Below are 17,017 nucleotides of genomic sequence, written 5' to 3'. Positions count from 1 at the left end.
GAAACCTATTTACCTACATGTATATTTCAAGTTTTTAGTTGGTTTCTCTATATATGTTACCACTTAAGTTATAATGTTTATTTAGAGTATTTTAATATAGGTAATTTTATAGTAAATGTAGTCCCTTCATTAAGTCTACTCTCTACGTTAATCTCTCCTCCATGAATTGCGACTGTAGATTGAGCTAAACAAAGTCCTAAACCTAATCCGCTACTTATATCAATATTAAACTTGTCAATTCTATAAAAGGGTTCAAAAATATGTTTAACTGCCTCTACCGTCATCCCTTTTCCTGTGTCCTGAATGTAAACGTTTATATAATCCTTACTTACAGATACACTGATATTAACTTCTCCTAGTTCAACATTATATTTGATGCCATTCTCTACAATATTATAAATGGCCCTGTAAATTAAGATTTCATTTCCCTTTATAATTGGTATATCTAATTGTTCTTCATAATTTAACCTAACCTGCTTTGTCGCTGCAATATACTCTAAATCCTCTAGTATATCCTCTATTATTTGATTTAAGTCTACTGCATCATCTAAAGGTGCATTTTCTTGTCTGACTAAATCTAACATCGCTTCAATCATATTATTTAATCTATTAACAGAGTCCTTAACAATATCAATTGTCTCTTGATACATCTCTAAAGTCTTATTATCTGCTTCATTAAGCACATCAATGTTCGTCTTTATCACAGCTAATGGGGTCTTTATCTCATGTGCAATGCTGGCATTAAATCTCTTTTGCGATACAAAAGCATTATTTAACTTAGCTAACATTTGATTATAAGAAATAGTTAATTCCTTGATTTCATCTTTTGCACCTTTAACTTCAAGTGTAGATAGTAAATTATTTTCATTAATGTTCTTTATATCTTCATTTAGTTCCCTTATAGGCATTAATGCCTTACTTACAAGAAAGTAGGCACTAATCCCCCCTAAACAAATAATTACTATTAAAGTGATAATTGAAGTCGTATACACATTTGATACAGCTTCTGTCATAATGATTTCAAACTCACTTGATGATATAGGCATACGATTAGGATCTTGCGGCTGTTCCTGTAATGTCAATATCGCTTCGGGATCAAAACTAATAATAATCTCGTCCTCTCTTCCTACCATCGTATCTATTGTCATAGGAATGTTCTTTTGAATATCTATATTAATCGCCACTGTTAGGGCAATGCCTGCTAATGTCATAAGCAAAATCATTAGTAAGGTAAATCTCCATTTCAGTGGAAGTTGTAATCTATTCATGGCTATCTCCTTTCAATAAATAGCCTACACCTTTTAGAGTCGTGATAATTTCCTTCTCCCCCGTTGCATGAATGAGCTTCTTTCTAAGTGAGTAGATATGAACCCTAATAACTTTCGAAAACGGATCTGAATGTTCATCCCAAACATGTTCAAATAATTCTTCACTGCTTACTGCCCTTCCCTTATTTTGAATCAAGTACTTCAAAATTCCATACTCTTTTAATGTAAGCTGAATTTCTTCTCCGTTATACGTTACCTTATGACTAGATAAATTTATTTCAATGCCATCATATTTAAGATTATTAGGCTCACTAACAAACTTCCTTCGTAATAAGCCTCTTATTCTTGCCTTTAATTCCTGAAAATCAAATGGCTTAACTAGATAATCATTAGCACCTAGGTCTAATCCTCTAACGCGGTCCTCTATTTCTCTATTCGCTGATACGATAATCACCCGTGTATCCATATTCCTTTTTCTTAATTCTTGCAAAATAGAGAAACCATCTATACCAGGTAAGTTAATATCTAACACTACTAAGTCATACGTATTAAGTTCTAAATATTCCATGGCTTCATAGCCATCTGATACAATATCTACCGCATACCCTTCCCGCTGCAGTCCCTTTCGAAGTGCCTCTAATATTCCTATCTCATCTTCTATAACCAATAACCTCATCATAAGCTCCTTTATCTTTACATCAAAAACGCTAGTTATATTAATTATTTTACATTCTTATAATTAATATAACTAGCATTTCGGTTGTAGTACTACTTCTCTTTTATATGTTCTTATCCTTTATACTAAAGAATTGTCTTCTACTATTACTTCGATCTCTCCGTTTTCAATACTTTCTAAAAGCGCCTCGTCTTCACTTATAATTTGAATATCGCCTATTGTAATGCCTTCAATTCCTTTAACTTCTTCATCCTCTACTGTTACCTCAATCTCTCCCTTTTCAATACCTTCTAAAAGTGCTTCGTCTTCACTTGTAATTTGAATATCACCTACTGTAATAGTTTTAGCAGCCATCTTCTCTGCTGCAAATACACTACCTCCTCCAATTGCTAAAACTGCTGCTAATGTTAATGCTCCCACTTGTAATTTTTTCATTTTATCTTCTCCTTTTATTTATTATCAATTTGCTATGTCCTAAGCACATTCTTATAATAACAAATGCAATGTAAAATAAACGTTAATTACCTCTCTGGAAACTTAATTCCTCTCTTAAATTGGTCCGCCTGCCTTATTTAAGAGAATCTCATAAAATAGGCAGACAAAAAATAGGGAGCATTGCGACACTGCAATGCTCCCTATTTTTAGCCTTACATTAAGAATGTAGTATAAATTCCAGCAAGAACAGAAATTGCTACAAGCACTTTACTTATAATAGACTGCTTATTGGTTGTAAATCTAAGGCCTGTTCCTATAATGGCAACTAGCCCTATTATCCAATGCATAATCTGTTGCATAACGAAATTCGTTGGTTCCCCACTAGCACCTAAATATGCAATTACTAAACTGTAGGCAGTCATAAGAACCATAATGACATCTACTGCATTCTTATTCTTTACCCAAAATAAAAGTACTGTCCCAATAATCGCAAGAATACTCATTCCTGCAAATACTAAAAATAATGCTCCTAAAGCCATTTATTTACGCCTCCTTGATATTAAGTCGCTACTTGTCTTTTCTTAACTATGCACTTATCTTATCAAGTAAATCTGTATTTTTTCAGGAGGTAATTCTAAAGAATTCTGTAGATTAATGAATTGGAAACATCATAGTCAGCCTAAATATACCGCCTTGCTCCTCACAAGAAACAGTTCCTCCCATTTCTTTTAACATCTTATGGACTCCTTTTAGCCCCAGAAGATGACTTTCTACAGATTCTTTCTGATATTCTTCGATTACTATATTTTCTTGCTGTATGATTAGATTCTCTTGTGAAAAGGTGGCATGTACTTTAATTGGCTGGCTGCGGTCAGCATATTTTTCAATGTTTGATATCATATTATCAAATATCCTTGCCATACTTTCTCGGTTAATCTCAATAAAAAACAAGCGTTCCTCTGGTATAGGTACAATACATACCGTAAAGCCAGCTTCCTCTAGAAAATCTTCTATATCAAAGAACACCTGTTTTAGAAAGCTATTCCCATCCACTTTTTCTAACGGCTTCTTATCCTCTATATCCTTTACACAGTTTTCAAATAAACTATCTGTCATCTCTTTAATACGATACGCCTTTTCATATGCCTTCTCAGCATATGATTTAAGCTGATTTGAATTACTGTACTGCTCATCTCGAATAAACTGTAGATAACTCATCACAGCCGTTAGCGGCGTACGAATATCATGAGAAAGAGAAGCTATGGACTGAAAACGTTCTGCTTTCATTTGTTCAGAAACTGCGATTTCTTCCTCTACTGTTTCTGCTAGGGCATTAATTCTTACTGCTAAATCCGTCAGCTCATCATCCCCAACAATTGAGATACGTTTTGAAAGATTACCTGCTTCCATCTCGCTGACGGCCTTACTGATTTCAACCATATAAGCAAACTTTTGTTGAAATAATAGAATTAAAACAAAAAATGCAATTAATATACCTGCTATTATATTGACTATGGCAATCCAGTATTCAGTTTGAATTGCCACAATGACATCAAGTTCCTTCATATAATTTTCTATAATAACCTTGGCAGCCCAGCTAAAAAATAAAACACTTACAAATCCGCAGAGAATTGCAAATCCAAAGTACTCAAAAAGAATCAGTAAAAGCTTAGATGGTTTCTCCTTTTTAATCAACATAATACCCCTTTCCCCAAGCTGTTTTTATATATTGTGGGGTTCTTGGATTCACTTCTATTTTTTTTCTTAAATTTTTGATATGCACCATAATGGCATTATCTGAAGCACCCATATAGGAATCTTCCCATATGGCATTATAAATGTTTTCCATCGAAAAAATCTTTTTTCTATTCTTTGCTAGAAGCTCAAGAATTTCATACTCAGTAGACGTCAACGAAATTATTTCGCCATCCTTGGTTAACGTTTTAGTATCTATATTCAATGCTAAGTCCTGAATATGCAAAACAGTGTCTGCTCTTTTTACCGCGAAACCACTATACTGGGAAGCTCTGCGAATCAGCGCCTTTACACGTAGTAATAGCTCTGCATTTGAAAAAGGTTTGGATATATAATCGTCACCACCTGCTGAGAATCCCATTGCTTTATCAGATTCCTGAGTTCTTGCTGTCAGGAATAAAATAGGTGCAAGCGTCTTCTTTCTAATCTCAGCACAAGCTAGGAACCCTGACTTCTCTGGCATATTTACATCCAAAATAATCAGCGCCATTGTATCATCCGCCTTTTCAACTGCTTCTTTTCCATCTGAAGCGCCAATCACCTCATAGCCATCTCCAGCAAGAAGAATCGAAAGAATTTCTCTAATCTCTTCATTATCATCTGCCACCAATATTTTACCCTTTGATTGAAAACTATTCATATTATCACCTATAAAATTTTACCCTTTTTTCTATCTTACTTTCTTTCTATCTTTCTATCATCTCTTAGTTTAACTTATTTCTTTTATAAAATCCTATAAATTTTTCTATCTTTTCATATGTATACCTTTTTAAGTCGACTAAAAAGCAGTGTAAACACATATGCAATGGATATAAAAAAATAGCTGTAGCTGAATTTATATTTATTCTAATATAAATCCAGTTACAACTACTGTTTGCATCTTATATTTTACCGAATCATTACTAAGCCTGTCCTATGACAGTTTTTTAATGCACTATACTTTAGAGTGATTTACGGTCAAAACTTAGACAGTCTGTATCTCTATAAGTTTCTACTTCACCTAACTGACCTACTTCAATACCATCAGTTAGTCTGCAGTGATCTTGGTTATGATAAACACAGGTTTCTACCTCACAAAGTATTGTTTCTGTTTCGCCTCTTTTAACCTCATTATTTAAGGAATTACTAACTTCTTGATTATTGTTATAAGTACTACAACTTGTTTGCTCTGTGATATTTGCTTTATCTCCTACAATCTTCAAGACACTTGCATCACAAATACCACCTTGATTATAAGAACAAGAACCTACACTACAACTTATCTTAGGCATGGATTTTTCCTCCTTGTGTTATGCGTTTTTAATACGTACAGGTTTATTATGAGTTACATAACCACAAAGTATGCAATTTTTCTTCAGCTCCTATAAAATCACCCATTGCCAAGTATTCTCATCAAATACCGCATTATAGAATGCGCCTATAGACCTACTCAAAAATTTAGCAGCACCTGGTTTTACATTTTCATCGTAATACTTGGTAAACCTTGAATCATCCACATACATTTGTCCTAAGCCTAAATGAGCTTCAGGTCCATAAGCTGCAAAGTATTCTAACCATTTTTTATGAAGTCTTACAACTTCCATAGCTAATTCACTTGATGGATCATTTGTCTTCATAGCCTCTAATAATTTTTCATTAATTTCGATTCGTATTCTTTCACTTTCTTTATATTGTTCTTCACTTAAACCAGCAAACTTTTTATTACTTTCATTTACCTTCTCGTCTCCGTATTTTTTTCTTATTTCTTTCCCATACTTCTCTTCATTATTCTGTATAATATCTTTTTTGAACCCTTCGAATTTTTCTCTATTGGACATTTCCTCTTCTCCTTTTAACGATAGTAATGTTTTATCTACATTATTTAATAATTTCTCAATCTGCTTTTGTCTTTCTAGTAAATTTTTTTTATGCTCATATAGTGCCGCTACACAATCAAAATCTTCACTATTTACTATGGACCTTATTTTTTCTAGAGATAAATCAAGTTCTTTATAAAATAATATTTGCTGAAGTAAATTAACCTCATCTTCCCCATATATCCTATATCCAGATGTGCTTATTCTTTTAGGTTTTAAAAGTCCTATCTCATCATAATATCTAAGGGTCCTTGTACTTACTCCTGCTAATTTTGAGAGATTATTTATTGTATATTCCAATCCAGACACCTCCTGCTATTAATATAAGGTTTCACGTAACGTTAATGTCAATACGTTTTAGGAAATTGTACTTATTAACTATTTCTAAAAACCTAGGCTCTGTCTTTAAGAACGTACAACTATCATCATTTTGGATTCCTGCCAATAACCCACCTATCATATGTTCTGTAAACGATTCTTCTCCATCCTTTTGCTTAATATGCTGATATAGCATAGAGTCACTTATATCCCATTTTGACTTTGCAGCAGCCAGCAGTAACTCTAAATATTTAATCCACTTATTTCTCTGTGTGTCAAATATTTCATTTACCACATGGCTATCGTTATCTATTGCAGAATATGGATTAATAGCTACACGTCTTGAATAAATGCCAAGTGCAAGACACATCTCATTTAAAATTTCACCTTTTGCTCTACAATTAATCCCATTGTCTGGTTGATCTAAACTATGCTCTAGTAGGGCAAGTGCATTTTCTGCTATTGCATTATCATAATTACTTTTATGTGCCAGTCTTCCCGAATACTCATGTGTCAAACGTAATACCCTTTCAAATTCACTACCTTCACCAGCAATTTCTTCAATAGGGTATTTCTTAAGTAGTTCTTCATATTCCTTGCAATCAAAATCATATGTAAATTCTATAGACGTTCCCTTTGAAAAAGTAGGATACTGCTTTAATAATATCGTTTCTGAATCATAATTAAACTCTATTTCCTCAGCGGCATAACTTTCTATCTCATTACTATTATTGATTTTTTCACAACCAGCTGACATTACAGCTATACTTATAGCTACCAATATACTCACACATTTTCTCTTTAACTTCATTATTCTCTCCAATCTATATGATATTTTCCTGTCCCCTTATCATTATTACAAAAGCAATTGCAACATTTCCATAATTTACAAACAACAGCAATTGAAAGTTTTTTCTTTATTGCAAAACAAAAGAGCAGCTCACCTCATTACAATTGATGTCTGCCCATATCGTTTCATATTATTGCTTTTCCTTATTAACCTTCTAGCCTTCATGCATATGTTTAATATCAAGGTTATTTTTAAAGATGAGATAGTATACGTTTAAAGGCTTAAGCTTCTACCTCTTCCAATTTTGGTATGGAATTTGCTGCTCCTGCCCTTCATAATTAGAAATTTTAAAGCATTTGTTATCAATCTATCCCATTTCCACTAGCTCTTAGCAGGTTGTCACCCTTCTTCACCAAGTTTCTATTATGCTTAATCACATAACATCTTAGTTTTTTATTTTCAATGCTTCTTATAAATTCATTTATTTATTTCTGTTATACACTTATACAACCCATCTTAAACATAATCCCTTATTATGACACCATTATTTTATATAATATAATCAAACTTATTTAGGAGGTTATATATGTTACTTAAAAAATCATTTTTAAAATTCATACTACCTATTGCCAGTTTTGCATTATTAAATACTAATCCTTTACTTTATGCCACTACTTCAGAAAATACTATTTTCCCTGCGACAGATTCTCGTATTCATTATATTGGACGTTCTTATCAAACAGGTAAAGATGCCATCTCCATTTGTTGGCCTGGTACTTCTATTAAAACCAATTTCCAAGGTACTTCTGTAGGAATTTATCTAGAAAATATGCCAAATGATTACCCTGATGCCAATTATATTAATGTATTTATTGATGGCAAACAATTAGAACCTATTAAATGTGATAGATCTACCGATTATATTCTTTTAGAAGACGGATTAGAAGATACGGTACATACACTAGAAATCTTTAAACGTTCAGATGGTAATGCTGGACCTATTACTTTAAAGGGAATTTCTTTAGATAAGTATAAAGAATTGGCATCACCTGAGGAAGAAGACTTACTTAAAATAGAGTTTTATGGGGATTCTATTTTATCTGGTGCAGCTGTTGAAGCACCTACCTACCTTGATAAAACCGATGAAGAGCTAAAAGCATTAAAGCTAGAACGCGAACCTTTTAGTGAATTTTCTACATGGAATAACTATCTTGCCTTTCCTGCTATTACAGCTAGAAATTTAAATGCTGATTATTCTTGTATTTCTCAAGGTGGTGTAGGTCTTACAAATAGCTCAATTCCTGGCCTTAATATGAAAATGCTTTGGAATCAAGCTGGTGGACCTACAGATTGGAAAATAGGGCCTGATAATAAATCTTATATTTGGGACTTTAGTCAAAGTACCCCTGCTGATTATGTGATTATTTCTCTAGGTGGCAATGATATTAAATATGGTATTCAAGGAGATTTCAAGACTGAATATATACAATTCATTAATACGATTCGTAGTCAATATCCTCTTGCTACAATCCTTTGTGTTACTACACCACCTAGCATTAATGATTCACCTAGTATTGCTGAACCCATTAAATCTGCAGTAGAAACTTTAAATGCTAATGGGGATACAAACGTATTTTATTACCGTTTCCATGAATATACCCCTTATGAAATTTATGAACATCCAAGAGTAGAAACCCAAAAAGCACTTAGCGATGAGCTTACTAAAGTTATTAAAGAACATATTGCTTCTAACCTAGAGGTAACCTTTAATATAACTGGCCAGTATGATACTGGTTCAAATGTTGATTTTACACTTACTAATCACAATGACTTTCCTATTACCAATTGGATTGTAGACTGTACTCTTGATGAAGAAGAAGTGATTACAAATCTTTGGAATGCCAAATTTACAACTCAAGAAAATGTTATTACTATACAAAATCAAGACTTCAATGCAACTATTCCACCTAATAGTTCTATTACTTTCGGTGCACAAATCTCTAATGACGGCGAACTTCATCTAACAAATCTAAACTGTGGTTTACGCTAAAATTTAAAATATAGGAAAAGACACTACATCCAACAAGAAGTAGTGTCTTTTCTTATATTTTAAATTCAATTCAATAGCCCTATTTTAATAAACTTCTTATATACATATATTATATAGTTTTTCATACTCAGCTAATCTCATTATGCGATCCTTTAATCTACAACTTATTTCATTCTTAGGATATGATTTACGACAAATGTAATCCTGGCCTAATTCAAGATTCTTAGCATCTTTATAGTAAACTCTTTACTTTTTTCCTTATCAATTTCATTGAAAAATCAGTATTCTGTAATCTTACTTCTAAGCTATCATTTACTTATGATACGGTTCACCGTACTTATTTATCTACGGTTTTTGTTATTATCTTCATTGTACAATCAAATTGCTACTCTGAAAACAAAAGATATTGGAGAACCCTCGATTAAGGATTCTCCTGTTTCATTTAAGTGACTATTGATGGTACTTTGTAATGATTCATTAAAATGTATGTGTATTTTCTTTATGCGTCCACCTTCAACTGAAATATGTTCAATTGCCAATTGTAAAAAGAGTTTACGTTGTTCAGGTTTTGCTTGTTGTAGTAAGGTATTTAAGTCCTTGAGTGCATGATGAACTGCATCATATGGTATTTTTCCAACATATGTTTCTCTTAAATCTTTTTGAACCTGCTTGAGTTCTTCTTGTTGCTGGCTAAGTTGTTGGTCTATGATGTCAATTCGACTACTTAGTGTTACTTTATCAACAATGCCATCCTCGTACAATTCAAAAGCTCTACTCTTTCGTACCTTACTTGTTTCAATCTGATTCATCAAGCTACTTTCCTTGTCTTTAAGAGGTTGTATTTTAGAGGCATTATCTGTATTGATTTTCTCTACAAGTGCTGTAAGATGTGTTTCGTCTTGAAAGATTTCTTGTAGCTTTGTCATGACATATTCTTCTGCGTAGTCAGCTCTTACTGAATTGGCTTTACAGACGGATGCTCCTTGACTCTTATGTCTGCCACAAGTGTAGTAACGGAGAGTCTTTTTTGTTCCATCTATTAATGTATTCACTGTCGTAGATGCTACCATCCCACTACCACAAGCTGGACATCTCAAGATGCCTGTAAGTGGGAACTCTCCTTTGTACTTTGGAATGTATTTACCCTTATTATTGTCCTGTATGGCCTGTACTTTATTCCATGTATCATTATCAATGATTGGTTCATGTTTACCATCTGCCAAGATATAGTTCTCATTGCTCCCTTTTCTTCGCTTATTGGCGTAGTCTGTGTATCGATTGTATCGAATTTTCCCAATGTACGTTGGATTTTTCAGTATCTCTTTAACACCAGTAGTACTAAATGGATTACCTCTTACTGTCTTGTAACCTAACTTATTGATATAGGTTGTAATGGCTTTGTAGCCTTTACCTTCTGCATACATTTTGTAGATTAACCTTACAAGTTGTGCTTCTTCTGGGATAATCACAAGTTTACTATCTCGCCCTCTTCCTTCCGATCTGTATCCCAGTAATTTCCCCCCATTTTTTAGCCCCTGTCTTGCTCTAGCATTCATGCCTATTTTAAGATTATCCACAATGACGTTTCTTTCAAATTCTGCTATGATACCAAGTACACCCATCATGAGCTTTCCTTGTGATGTTCCTAAATCATAGCTTTCTGAAAGGCTTTTCACTTCTACTTGGTTTTCCTCTAACTTCTTTGTAATTTGAAGTAAGTCTAGGGTATTTCTAGCTAATCTACTTGTTTTCCAAACGATGACTTCATCAAAGACTCCTTGTGTACTTTCTTCTAGTAACTCTTCTAAAGCAATTCTATCTTTGGTTGATTTGCCACTGATGCCTTTATCAGCGTAGATAGTCACAAGGTGTTTTCCTTCCTTTTCACAATGCTTTCTTATAAGGTCTTGCTGAGCTTCTAATGAGTATCCCTCTTCTGCCTGTTCTTGTGTTGAAACTCTGATGTAACCTACTGCTCTAACCACCTTTTGTTCTAGTACTGTATTATTTATCATCTCGTTCATCTCCTTTTTGTAAGTGTTCCACAATAATGGTTGCTAATGTATCTAAGATACTTTGGTAATCTGCCATTTGTTCCTTTTTCATCTCAAATCTCCTCTAAACAATTTATTAGAACTTTATTTTTCAACACAAAAATGAGGGCTATTGCTAACCCTCATACTCTTTGCATTTATTATTCAGTTTTAGGTTTGTATTGATCGTACTCTTTATCAACGTTAATGACCACTACTCGTTGTGAAGTTCCTTTATAAAGCACTCGTTTTCTCGTAAACTTACCATCTGGGTCAGTCTCAATGACACCTCTTTTACGCCAAGTATCTAAGATAGTGTTCACATCTGAAAAATGATGCTCATGAAATATCTTCTCTAACTCATGCTTAAAAATGAGTATTTGCTTCATTTTTTTCTTATCCATCTCTATCTTACCAATGATTTCACCTTTTGGAATTTCATTATCTTGGTACTGTTTATTTTGGACATTAAAACTTTCTAATTGTGGCTTATGAATGAATTTATTAAGATTTTTTAGTACTGCTTCCTTAATACATTCATATGCCTTTTCACCTAGATTTCTTTCCTCTAATTGCTTTGCATCTGCTTGTATGAGTATGTCAACAATTGCAGCTACTTCTAGATTTAAACTGAAAATTTTACTTACCAATCTTGCTGTCATATGAATGACTGCTATTTTTTCACTAATGCGTTCTGTCAACTCATCTCTTTTAGGGATGAGTTCGTTAACGTATTTTTTTGAGTCGTTGAAAAGTTGTATGACTTGTTCATCTGTAAGCTTTTGAAATACTTTTACAAACTTTTGTCCAGCTTGACCATAGTTTGCTAATAGACCTTCTTTTATTGATGTAGCTTGGTCAGCAGATTCTGTCCACTGCATCTGTCCAAGTTCAATTAACCTAACACGTAGGCCATTGTTATGGCTACTGCCACTTAACATGGAATTCTCAGCAGTAGACAGTAATGTACCTGAGAATTCTTTGCGTTCTCTTACACTACCATCCTTTTGTGCTCTTGCTTTATCTAAGCCATCTGTTAGTTGGTAAATCATCGATGTGTAATCTTTATTACTTCGCATGGAAGCTTCATCTATTGCCATTGGAATACCATGTAGCCCTGTTAAGTAACCTAAAATAGCATTATCTGTAGCTGACCATGTTTTTATCAGTCCTTTATTATTTTTACTTGGATAGCCAAATGCTGAGGTTGCTACAATAAGAGCTGTCGTTTTACCTGTTGTAGACCTTCCGTAAATGTGAAAAAATAGTACATCTAACCCCAATAGCTTACGTAGCTTTGAAGCAATAGGTGATGAAAATCCAAGCACTAAAGCTAATTCCAAGTACTTATGGCCAAGAACATGTGTTGTAATAACATTCTTCCACTCTTTGTAGGCCCCTTTAGGTTCAACATTTAAGTCACCCCTGTACGTAGACTCAATTGTACCACCTATTACTTGTTGATGAAGGTAGACTTCTTCACCATCTATTTCTGACCAACCCAATTTTTTATGGGAATTAATGTGTGGTGCATCTTCTTCTTGTGCAAGAAGATAGTTAAGCACTTTACCCACATTGTTTTCTGTAATATCTACCCCTTTACTTGGTAATGCATTTAGCAACCTATTTTTAGTAAAGACACTTCTCTCAACTATCATCGTCTTGTAATCACCTTTATAAGTATAGCTAAGTTCAACTGAGACATCTCCTGTTAAAATATCTTTTGTCACTTGATTAACATTTAGGTATCTACAAAGATATCTGTACTTCTCATCATTTGAATCGTACATGTAAATTGCATCATTTCTTTCTTCTACATTCACGTATCTGTGTTTAACTGCGTTACTCATGCGTAACCCTCCTACTTAGTATGATTTTTCATAGAACTTTCATGAGGCGTCCTATATATATATGTTCCATCAATACTTTTTTCACTAAGATTGTGATTTTGTGGTATGCTACTAAAAAGGAGGCATACTATGTTAACTCATGATGATGTAAAAGAATTACTTAAACTTAAGTATTTTCAAGGCTTAACACAAAAACAAATTGCTTTAGAGTTAGATGTCCACGAAAATACCATTTCTCGTTATTGCACCTATTTTAAAAAAAATTTATCTGATAATGCTAAATCCCTCATTAATCAGTACATTTCTCACTACGATGATGCTGAACACCTCATTAACCAGTATTATCCGACTTATGTACAACCTCTTGTTGATGAGCTTAATAGACGCCCAAAGAGGAAATTAACTGCTGATGTTGTTCAAAGTATTTTATTACTTTCCGATGAAATTCATTCAACAAGTCCTACTGTGCTTTATCGTTATGTACAGGATTATCCTGAAAAATATCCTAACTTATTGGGAATTTCAATGTCTTCTATTCGAAGAGGATTAAAAATGATTTAAGTATGGTATGTACACCTTATCAGTAGTCAATTTTTCTAATGTTTCTTCCCACTTAGAGTCCCCTTACAGGGGACATCTCAAGTTATTGGTGTTACTGTCTTTCAAGTTATCTCCCCTTATTCCCCTTTAAAATTTTTTCTTACACAGATTTTATGTATTTAGATATGTTTCAAATTTCTTTTTAGGTTTATGAATTTATTTTAAGTGGGACGATTGGGAAGTAAAGATATTTGTTGTTTTTCTTAGCACTATTACTTCCCCTTTCTTGGGAATTCCTTGGGGATGTCCCACTTATTAATTGCTATTGTTTGCTTTCAATTATTATTAGTAAATATTAATTAATGAATTGCTTTACCCACTTTTCCTTACTTATGATGGCGATGTTGTTCTCTGTTCCCCAAGGTATCAGTATGAATAAGTAATTTTCTTGTAAAATCTCTACAAACTCATTGTCCCTTAGATTGTACCTTTGATGTATGTTTAATGCTTCTTGCTCATCTTCCAGTACAATTACCTTTCCTCCTTCAAAAATCCTTGAATCACCAGTACCGTATGCTTCATCTAACATTTCAAGTATTTCTGTTATCTTCGCTTGTACCTGTAGTGGTAAGAAATTGATTTCAGCTCTTTTGCTTATGCAATCCTTTAATGTTTTTAATTCAATCACTAGTCCCACCTCACTTTACTTTAATTTTAGAATGTGGAGCCTTCTTATGTTTAATAGTTGAAAAGATTCCAAGTCCTAAAACTGCTCCTGCACTAAATGCTTCAGTTAATGTAGTAGCTGTTGCTACTGTTAAAAATGTTATCATCTCTAGTTACTCCTTTGTCACGTATTGATTTTATTACTACTCCTTACTCTGCGATGATGAAACAAAATCCTGTTGTAATGATGAGCCCTGCTCCAAATGCTATAAGATATCGCATGTGCTACTCCCCCTTCCTTTTGTGCAAATAAAAATAACCTCTAAGAGACTAGCTCCTAAAGGTTATTTCAAAAATATAATATATATTTAAGGGTTTGATTAATTCGTATCGTCATTCTAAATCTTGTATGTTCATCTTCTCTAATTGTAAATTCTTTTTATTTTTTTCTCTACATCCAACGTAAATACCTATTAAAATTAACGTAGGTATATTATACATGACAAAAGTTGTACCAGCTGATAGTATCATTGCTGAAGTACTCATTAATGGTTCATTTTTCCCTTCATCTACTATTTGCTCAACAATTTCTCCATTCTCGGTTACTGTTGTTACTTGTGTTGTAACACTAGAAAAGGCTACCATCCCTAAGACTGCAAAGAGCGAAAACATTACACAAACACCGGGCAAGATAAGTCCTAACCACTTATTTTTTCTTTTTGACAAATATACTTGTAATGCTATTCCTATACATGGTAATAATAATAGAGTTATTGTTATATTACTCTTCATTTTATTTTTCCTCTCCCCTCATTCGTTTATATTCTGTAATCAAGATTTTAGCTGTGTCAAAATCTAGCTTTTCATTAACAGCTAAACGCTTAATCAATGCAATGTATGGTTCATTAGCACCTTGCTCATTAATTTCAATTTTTTGTATCAACTTATCTAATCTCAATCTTACTGTTGGATAAGTCACACCGTATTGATTGGCTACTTCCTTTAAAGAGCCCGAAGCTAAAACAAACTTTTTAATAAATGCTATATCCTCATCTTCTAGATTTCTCATCCATTCTGGGATTATCTCTATTGCCATCTTAATCCTCCAAACTTTAATAATACTAAGTATATTCTTTAACATAATTAAAGTCAATATTGATTTTATATTTAATTATATTAAACCCAGAACTAAATTCAGTTCTGGGTCTCTATTTTTGTTCCTTATTTAAATTAATCTTCTAAAAACCGTAGACACTAGTAGTACGGTTCACCGTTCCATTAGCAAGTGATAACACCTATATGTAAAAATATAACAGCTACTCCTATTATCATTTAACTTATTATGGTATACTATTCCAGTATTTAAACTTATTAACCGTAGATGGATGGCTACGGAGGTTTTGAACGTTTTCTCCTCCTTGGGCTATTGGTGATTTATTCATCATAGTGCAAAGGGGGTGGTATTGGATATGATACTAATGATAATCATAGTTTTAGCTATTTTAACTATTACTATTGTTTATGTCCTTAAGGGCATTTATATTAATAAATTCAACCTTGAAGGCAGTCTAAAAGGTTTCAAACTAAGTTTTGAAACCAAAAATGAAAAAGACACTCCATCCGGCAAGAAGTAGTGTCTGTGTTCTAAATATATTATTTTTATAATCCAATAGCCCTAAAATAAAACAAACGTCTCACTTTAGGAATGCTTAGTAGTTGGTAGCTACTGAGCATTTCTTTTTATACTTATATTATAACAATATTTCCTTAAAAATAAACCCTTTATTTTTTTGATTTATAAAACGTCAAATACCTCTCATCCACAACTTATTCCTCTGACTTATTAAACTTTAATACATCTACTAGTATTTCCGCAAATGGTTCGATTGCATTTTCTGCTGTCTCAAGCGTATCCATATTATTCCCTACATCTATCAGTAAAGACTTAGGTAACATATATAAACTATATCTATTACTTAACAAGGTAATAGGTTCTATTAAATTAGGAGTCATTTCATCACCTCTTACTTTAATTTGAGTACTTAAGCTCAAGTTCTGATAAATATATGGATTAGGATATTCTTTTAGACTCCCAATAGTACCTACTTCTGTATCTATACATAATCCATTATTAATATTAATCTTAGCTGTAGATTTATTTCTTATCATTGTTGCTGTAGGTTTTATACCTCCATCTGTATGTATATCAATGATGACTTCAATAGATGGATTTTCTTTAAGTATTTTCTGAACCCTTGCTCCTACTACTTTATACGCTTCTGTTATATTAGATGGTTCCGTTATATTATCATCCTTGAGATGTATGACTGATACATTGTATTTACTTTCTAGTATTTCTTCTAGTTTATCTCCTACATCAATAACACTACCTTGATTCCCTTCTAAATCTACAGCGTACTTTTCATTAGGATGTGAATGTATAATAAGAACTTGGGTATTATCCTTTTTTATGCTTAAATCATTTGCCAGTAAACCCTCAATATCAATTTGCTTGTTAATATTGAATTCTTTGTTGATATTCTCATATTTGCTTTTCAGATTGCTATCATCAAAAATATTTGTAAATGTTGTATTAATAGTATTATTTTTAGCATAAGTTGCTCCTATAATAGATGTGGTAATTAATGTAGATAATATTAAACTGGCTGTAATCCACCCTTTCTTTTTTAGGTTCATTTTATTTTTCCTCCCTATATAAAAATATTATAGGCGTTTGCGAAACGCCGTAACCCGTATAAATACGGGATATTTTTTTGTGT

The 17,017-nt window shown here is 32.9% G+C and carries 19 protein-coding genes; 3 read left to right on the top strand and 16 right to left on the bottom strand.

Annotated features, from left to right (window positions below; all coding sequences use genetic code 11):
* Positions 1 to 77 precede the first annotated feature (77 nt).
* From AC1VAQ_RS19400 to AC1VAQ_RS19360, 9 genes are all read right to left on the bottom strand, one after another.
* Positions 78 to 1,268 carry a sensor histidine kinase gene (locus AC1VAQ_RS19400; protein WP_479904419.1) on the bottom strand — a complete coding sequence of 397 codons (1,191 nt, stop codon included), beginning with the start codon at positions 1,266 to 1,268 and terminating at the stop codon, positions 78 to 80.
* Positions 1,261 to 1,944 (bottom strand): response regulator transcription factor, encoded by a 684-nt coding sequence (locus tag AC1VAQ_RS19395; protein WP_302599091.1) that lies wholly within the window; start codon positions 1,942 to 1,944, stop codon positions 1,261 to 1,263. Before AC1VAQ_RS19395 ends, AC1VAQ_RS19400 begins: the two co-directional genes overlap by 8 nt.
* Before the next feature lie 120 nt (positions 1,945 to 2,064).
* On the bottom strand, positions 2,065 to 2,379 hold the full coding sequence (locus AC1VAQ_RS19390) for a hypothetical protein (RefSeq protein WP_302599092.1): 315 nt from the start codon (positions 2,377 to 2,379) through the stop codon (positions 2,065 to 2,067).
* Between the two features lie 212 nt (positions 2,380 to 2,591).
* Positions 2,592 to 2,918 carry a hypothetical protein gene (locus tag AC1VAQ_RS19385; protein ID WP_302599093.1) on the bottom strand — a complete coding sequence of 109 codons (327 nt, stop codon included), beginning with the start codon at positions 2,916 to 2,918 and terminating at the stop codon, positions 2,592 to 2,594.
* A gap of 112 nt (positions 2,919 to 3,030) precedes the next feature.
* On the bottom strand, positions 3,031 to 4,077 hold the full coding sequence (locus tag AC1VAQ_RS19380) for a HAMP domain-containing sensor histidine kinase (RefSeq protein WP_302599094.1): 1,047 nt from the start codon (positions 4,075 to 4,077) through the stop codon (positions 3,031 to 3,033).
* A complete protein-coding gene (locus tag AC1VAQ_RS19375) occupies positions 4,067 to 4,774 on the bottom strand; it encodes a response regulator transcription factor (RefSeq protein WP_302599095.1) in 708 nt (235 codons plus the stop codon). Before AC1VAQ_RS19375 ends, AC1VAQ_RS19380 begins: the two co-directional genes overlap by 11 nt.
* A 301-nt stretch (positions 4,775 to 5,075) precedes the next feature.
* Positions 5,076 to 5,405, bottom strand: a complete 330-nt coding sequence (locus AC1VAQ_RS19370) for a DUF1540 domain-containing protein (protein ID WP_302599096.1) — start codon at positions 5,403 to 5,405, stop codon at positions 5,076 to 5,078.
* Between the two features lie 90 nt (positions 5,406 to 5,495).
* A complete protein-coding gene (locus AC1VAQ_RS19365; protein ID WP_302599097.1) occupies positions 5,496 to 6,290 on the bottom strand; it encodes a MerR family transcriptional regulator in 795 nt (264 codons plus the stop codon).
* 31 nt (positions 6,291 to 6,321) lie between these two features.
* Positions 6,322 to 7,119 (bottom strand): hypothetical protein, encoded by a 798-nt coding sequence (locus tag AC1VAQ_RS19360; protein ID WP_303243945.1) that lies wholly within the window; start codon positions 7,117 to 7,119, stop codon positions 6,322 to 6,324.
* A gap of 565 nt (positions 7,120 to 7,684) precedes the next feature.
* Between AC1VAQ_RS19360 and AC1VAQ_RS19355 the strand changes: the two genes are divergently transcribed.
* Positions 7,685 to 9,148, top strand: a complete 1,464-nt coding sequence (locus AC1VAQ_RS19355; protein WP_303243944.1) for a cellulose binding domain-containing protein — start codon at positions 7,685 to 7,687, stop codon at positions 9,146 to 9,148.
* Between the two features lie 377 nt (positions 9,149 to 9,525).
* On the opposite strand, the gene AC1VAQ_RS19350 is transcribed toward AC1VAQ_RS19355, so the two are convergent.
* The gene (locus AC1VAQ_RS19350; RefSeq protein ID WP_302599199.1) at positions 9,526 to 11,163 is read right to left on the bottom strand and encodes a recombinase family protein; all 1,638 of its coding nucleotides are present in this window, start codon (positions 11,161 to 11,163) and stop codon (positions 9,526 to 9,528) included.
* Between the two features lie 179 nt (positions 11,164 to 11,342).
* On the bottom strand, positions 11,343 to 13,031 hold the full coding sequence (locus AC1VAQ_RS19345) for a DUF927 domain-containing protein (protein ID WP_302599201.1): 1,689 nt from the start codon (positions 13,029 to 13,031) through the stop codon (positions 11,343 to 11,345).
* Positions 13,032 to 13,160: 129 nt separating this feature from the next.
* Here AC1VAQ_RS19345 and AC1VAQ_RS19340 point away from each other — a divergent pair, with 129 nt between their 5' ends.
* Entirely contained in the window at positions 13,161 to 13,592 is a 432-nt protein-coding gene (locus AC1VAQ_RS19340; protein ID WP_302599202.1) for a sigma factor-like helix-turn-helix DNA-binding protein, read from the top strand.
* A gap of 334 nt (positions 13,593 to 13,926) precedes the next feature.
* On the opposite strand, the gene AC1VAQ_RS19335 is transcribed toward AC1VAQ_RS19340, so the two are convergent.
* The 4 genes from AC1VAQ_RS19335 to AC1VAQ_RS19320 all read right to left on the bottom strand — a co-directional run bounded on the left by AC1VAQ_RS19335 (position 13,927) and on the right by AC1VAQ_RS19320 (position 15,333).
* A complete protein-coding gene (locus AC1VAQ_RS19335; RefSeq protein ID WP_302599203.1) occupies positions 13,927 to 14,259 on the bottom strand; it encodes a hypothetical protein in 333 nt (110 codons plus the stop codon).
* A gap of 10 nt (positions 14,260 to 14,269) precedes the next feature.
* Positions 14,270 to 14,404, bottom strand: coding sequence for a hypothetical protein (locus AC1VAQ_RS19330; protein ID WP_302599204.1), 135 nt, complete (start codon positions 14,402 to 14,404; stop codon positions 14,270 to 14,272).
* Between the two features lie 226 nt (positions 14,405 to 14,630).
* Positions 14,631 to 15,029, bottom strand: a complete 399-nt coding sequence (locus AC1VAQ_RS19325) for a hypothetical protein (protein ID WP_479904418.1) — start codon at positions 15,027 to 15,029, stop codon at positions 14,631 to 14,633.
* Between the two features lies 1 nt (position 15,030).
* Positions 15,031 to 15,333, bottom strand: a complete 303-nt coding sequence (locus AC1VAQ_RS19320) for a DUF2089 family protein (protein ID WP_302599206.1) — start codon at positions 15,331 to 15,333, stop codon at positions 15,031 to 15,033.
* Positions 15,334 to 15,706: 373 nt separating this feature from the next.
* Here AC1VAQ_RS19320 and AC1VAQ_RS19315 point away from each other — a divergent pair, with 373 nt between their 5' ends.
* The gene (locus tag AC1VAQ_RS19315) at positions 15,707 to 15,871 is read left to right on the top strand and encodes a hypothetical protein (protein WP_302599210.1); all 165 of its coding nucleotides are present in this window, start codon (positions 15,707 to 15,709) and stop codon (positions 15,869 to 15,871) included.
* Between the two features lie 193 nt (positions 15,872 to 16,064).
* Here AC1VAQ_RS19315 and AC1VAQ_RS19310 read toward each other — a convergent pair whose 3' ends face one another.
* Positions 16,065 to 16,934 (bottom strand): stage II sporulation protein P, encoded by an 870-nt coding sequence (locus tag AC1VAQ_RS19310; RefSeq protein WP_302599211.1) that lies wholly within the window; start codon positions 16,932 to 16,934, stop codon positions 16,065 to 16,067.
* Positions 16,935 to 17,017: the final 83 nt, after the last annotated feature.

Source organism: Cellulosilyticum sp. (genome assembly GCF_982396655.1).
Note: the sequence above shows the minus strand (reverse complement) of the source record. Positions and strands in the feature narration are given on the sequence as shown.

What these genes read in the sequence shown, in the direction of transcription:
- AC1VAQ_RS19380 (WP_302599094.1), bottom strand. Translation starts at nt 4,077, where the DNA reads ATGTTGATTAAAAAGGAGAAACCATCTAAGCTTTTACTGATTCTTTTT.
- AC1VAQ_RS19320 (WP_302599206.1), bottom strand. Translation starts at nt 15,333, where the DNA reads ATGGCAATAGAGATAATCCCAGAATGGATGAGAAATCTAGAAGATGAG.
- AC1VAQ_RS19315 (WP_302599210.1), top strand. Translation starts at nt 15,707, where the DNA reads ATGATACTAATGATAATCATAGTTTTAGCTATTTTAACTATTACTATT.
- AC1VAQ_RS19330 (WP_302599204.1), bottom strand. Translation starts at nt 14,404, where the DNA reads ATGATAACATTTTTAACAGTAGCAACAGCTACTACATTAACTGAAGCA.
- AC1VAQ_RS19355 (WP_303243944.1), top strand. Translation starts at nt 7,685, where the DNA reads ATGTTACTTAAAAAATCATTTTTAAAATTCATACTACCTATTGCCAGT.
- AC1VAQ_RS19390 (WP_302599092.1), bottom strand. Translation starts at nt 2,379, where the DNA reads ATGAAAAAATTACAAGTGGGAGCATTAACATTAGCAGCAGTTTTAGCA.
- AC1VAQ_RS19400 (WP_479904419.1), bottom strand. Translation starts at nt 1,268, where the DNA reads ATGAATAGATTACAACTTCCACTGAAATGGAGATTTACCTTACTAATG.
- AC1VAQ_RS19385 (WP_302599093.1), bottom strand. Translation starts at nt 2,918, where the DNA reads ATGGCTTTAGGAGCATTATTTTTAGTATTTGCAGGAATGAGTATTCTT.
- AC1VAQ_RS19370 (WP_302599096.1), bottom strand. Translation starts at nt 5,405, where the DNA reads ATGCCTAAGATAAGTTGTAGTGTAGGTTCTTGTTCTTATAATCAAGGT.
- AC1VAQ_RS19310 (WP_302599211.1), bottom strand. Translation starts at nt 16,934, where the DNA reads ATGAACCTAAAAAAGAAAGGGTGGATTACAGCCAGTTTAATATTATCT.
- AC1VAQ_RS19325 (WP_479904418.1), bottom strand. Translation starts at nt 15,029, where the DNA reads ATGAAGAGTAATATAACAATAACTCTATTATTATTACCATGTATAGGA.
- AC1VAQ_RS19345 (WP_302599201.1), bottom strand. Translation starts at nt 13,031, where the DNA reads ATGAGTAACGCAGTTAAACACAGATACGTGAATGTAGAAGAAAGAAAT.
- AC1VAQ_RS19375 (WP_302599095.1), bottom strand. Translation starts at nt 4,774, where the DNA reads ATGAATAGTTTTCAATCAAAGGGTAAAATATTGGTGGCAGATGATAAT.
- AC1VAQ_RS19395 (WP_302599091.1), bottom strand. Translation starts at nt 1,944, where the DNA reads ATGAGGTTATTGGTTATAGAAGATGAGATAGGAATATTAGAGGCACTT.
- AC1VAQ_RS19350 (WP_302599199.1), bottom strand. Translation starts at nt 11,163, where the DNA reads ATGATAAATAATACAGTACTAGAACAAAAGGTGGTTAGAGCAGTAGGT.
- AC1VAQ_RS19340 (WP_302599202.1), top strand. Translation starts at nt 13,161, where the DNA reads ATGTTAACTCATGATGATGTAAAAGAATTACTTAAACTTAAGTATTTT.
- AC1VAQ_RS19360 (WP_303243945.1), bottom strand. Translation starts at nt 7,119, where the DNA reads ATGAAGTTAAAGAGAAAATGTGTGAGTATATTGGTAGCTATAAGTATA.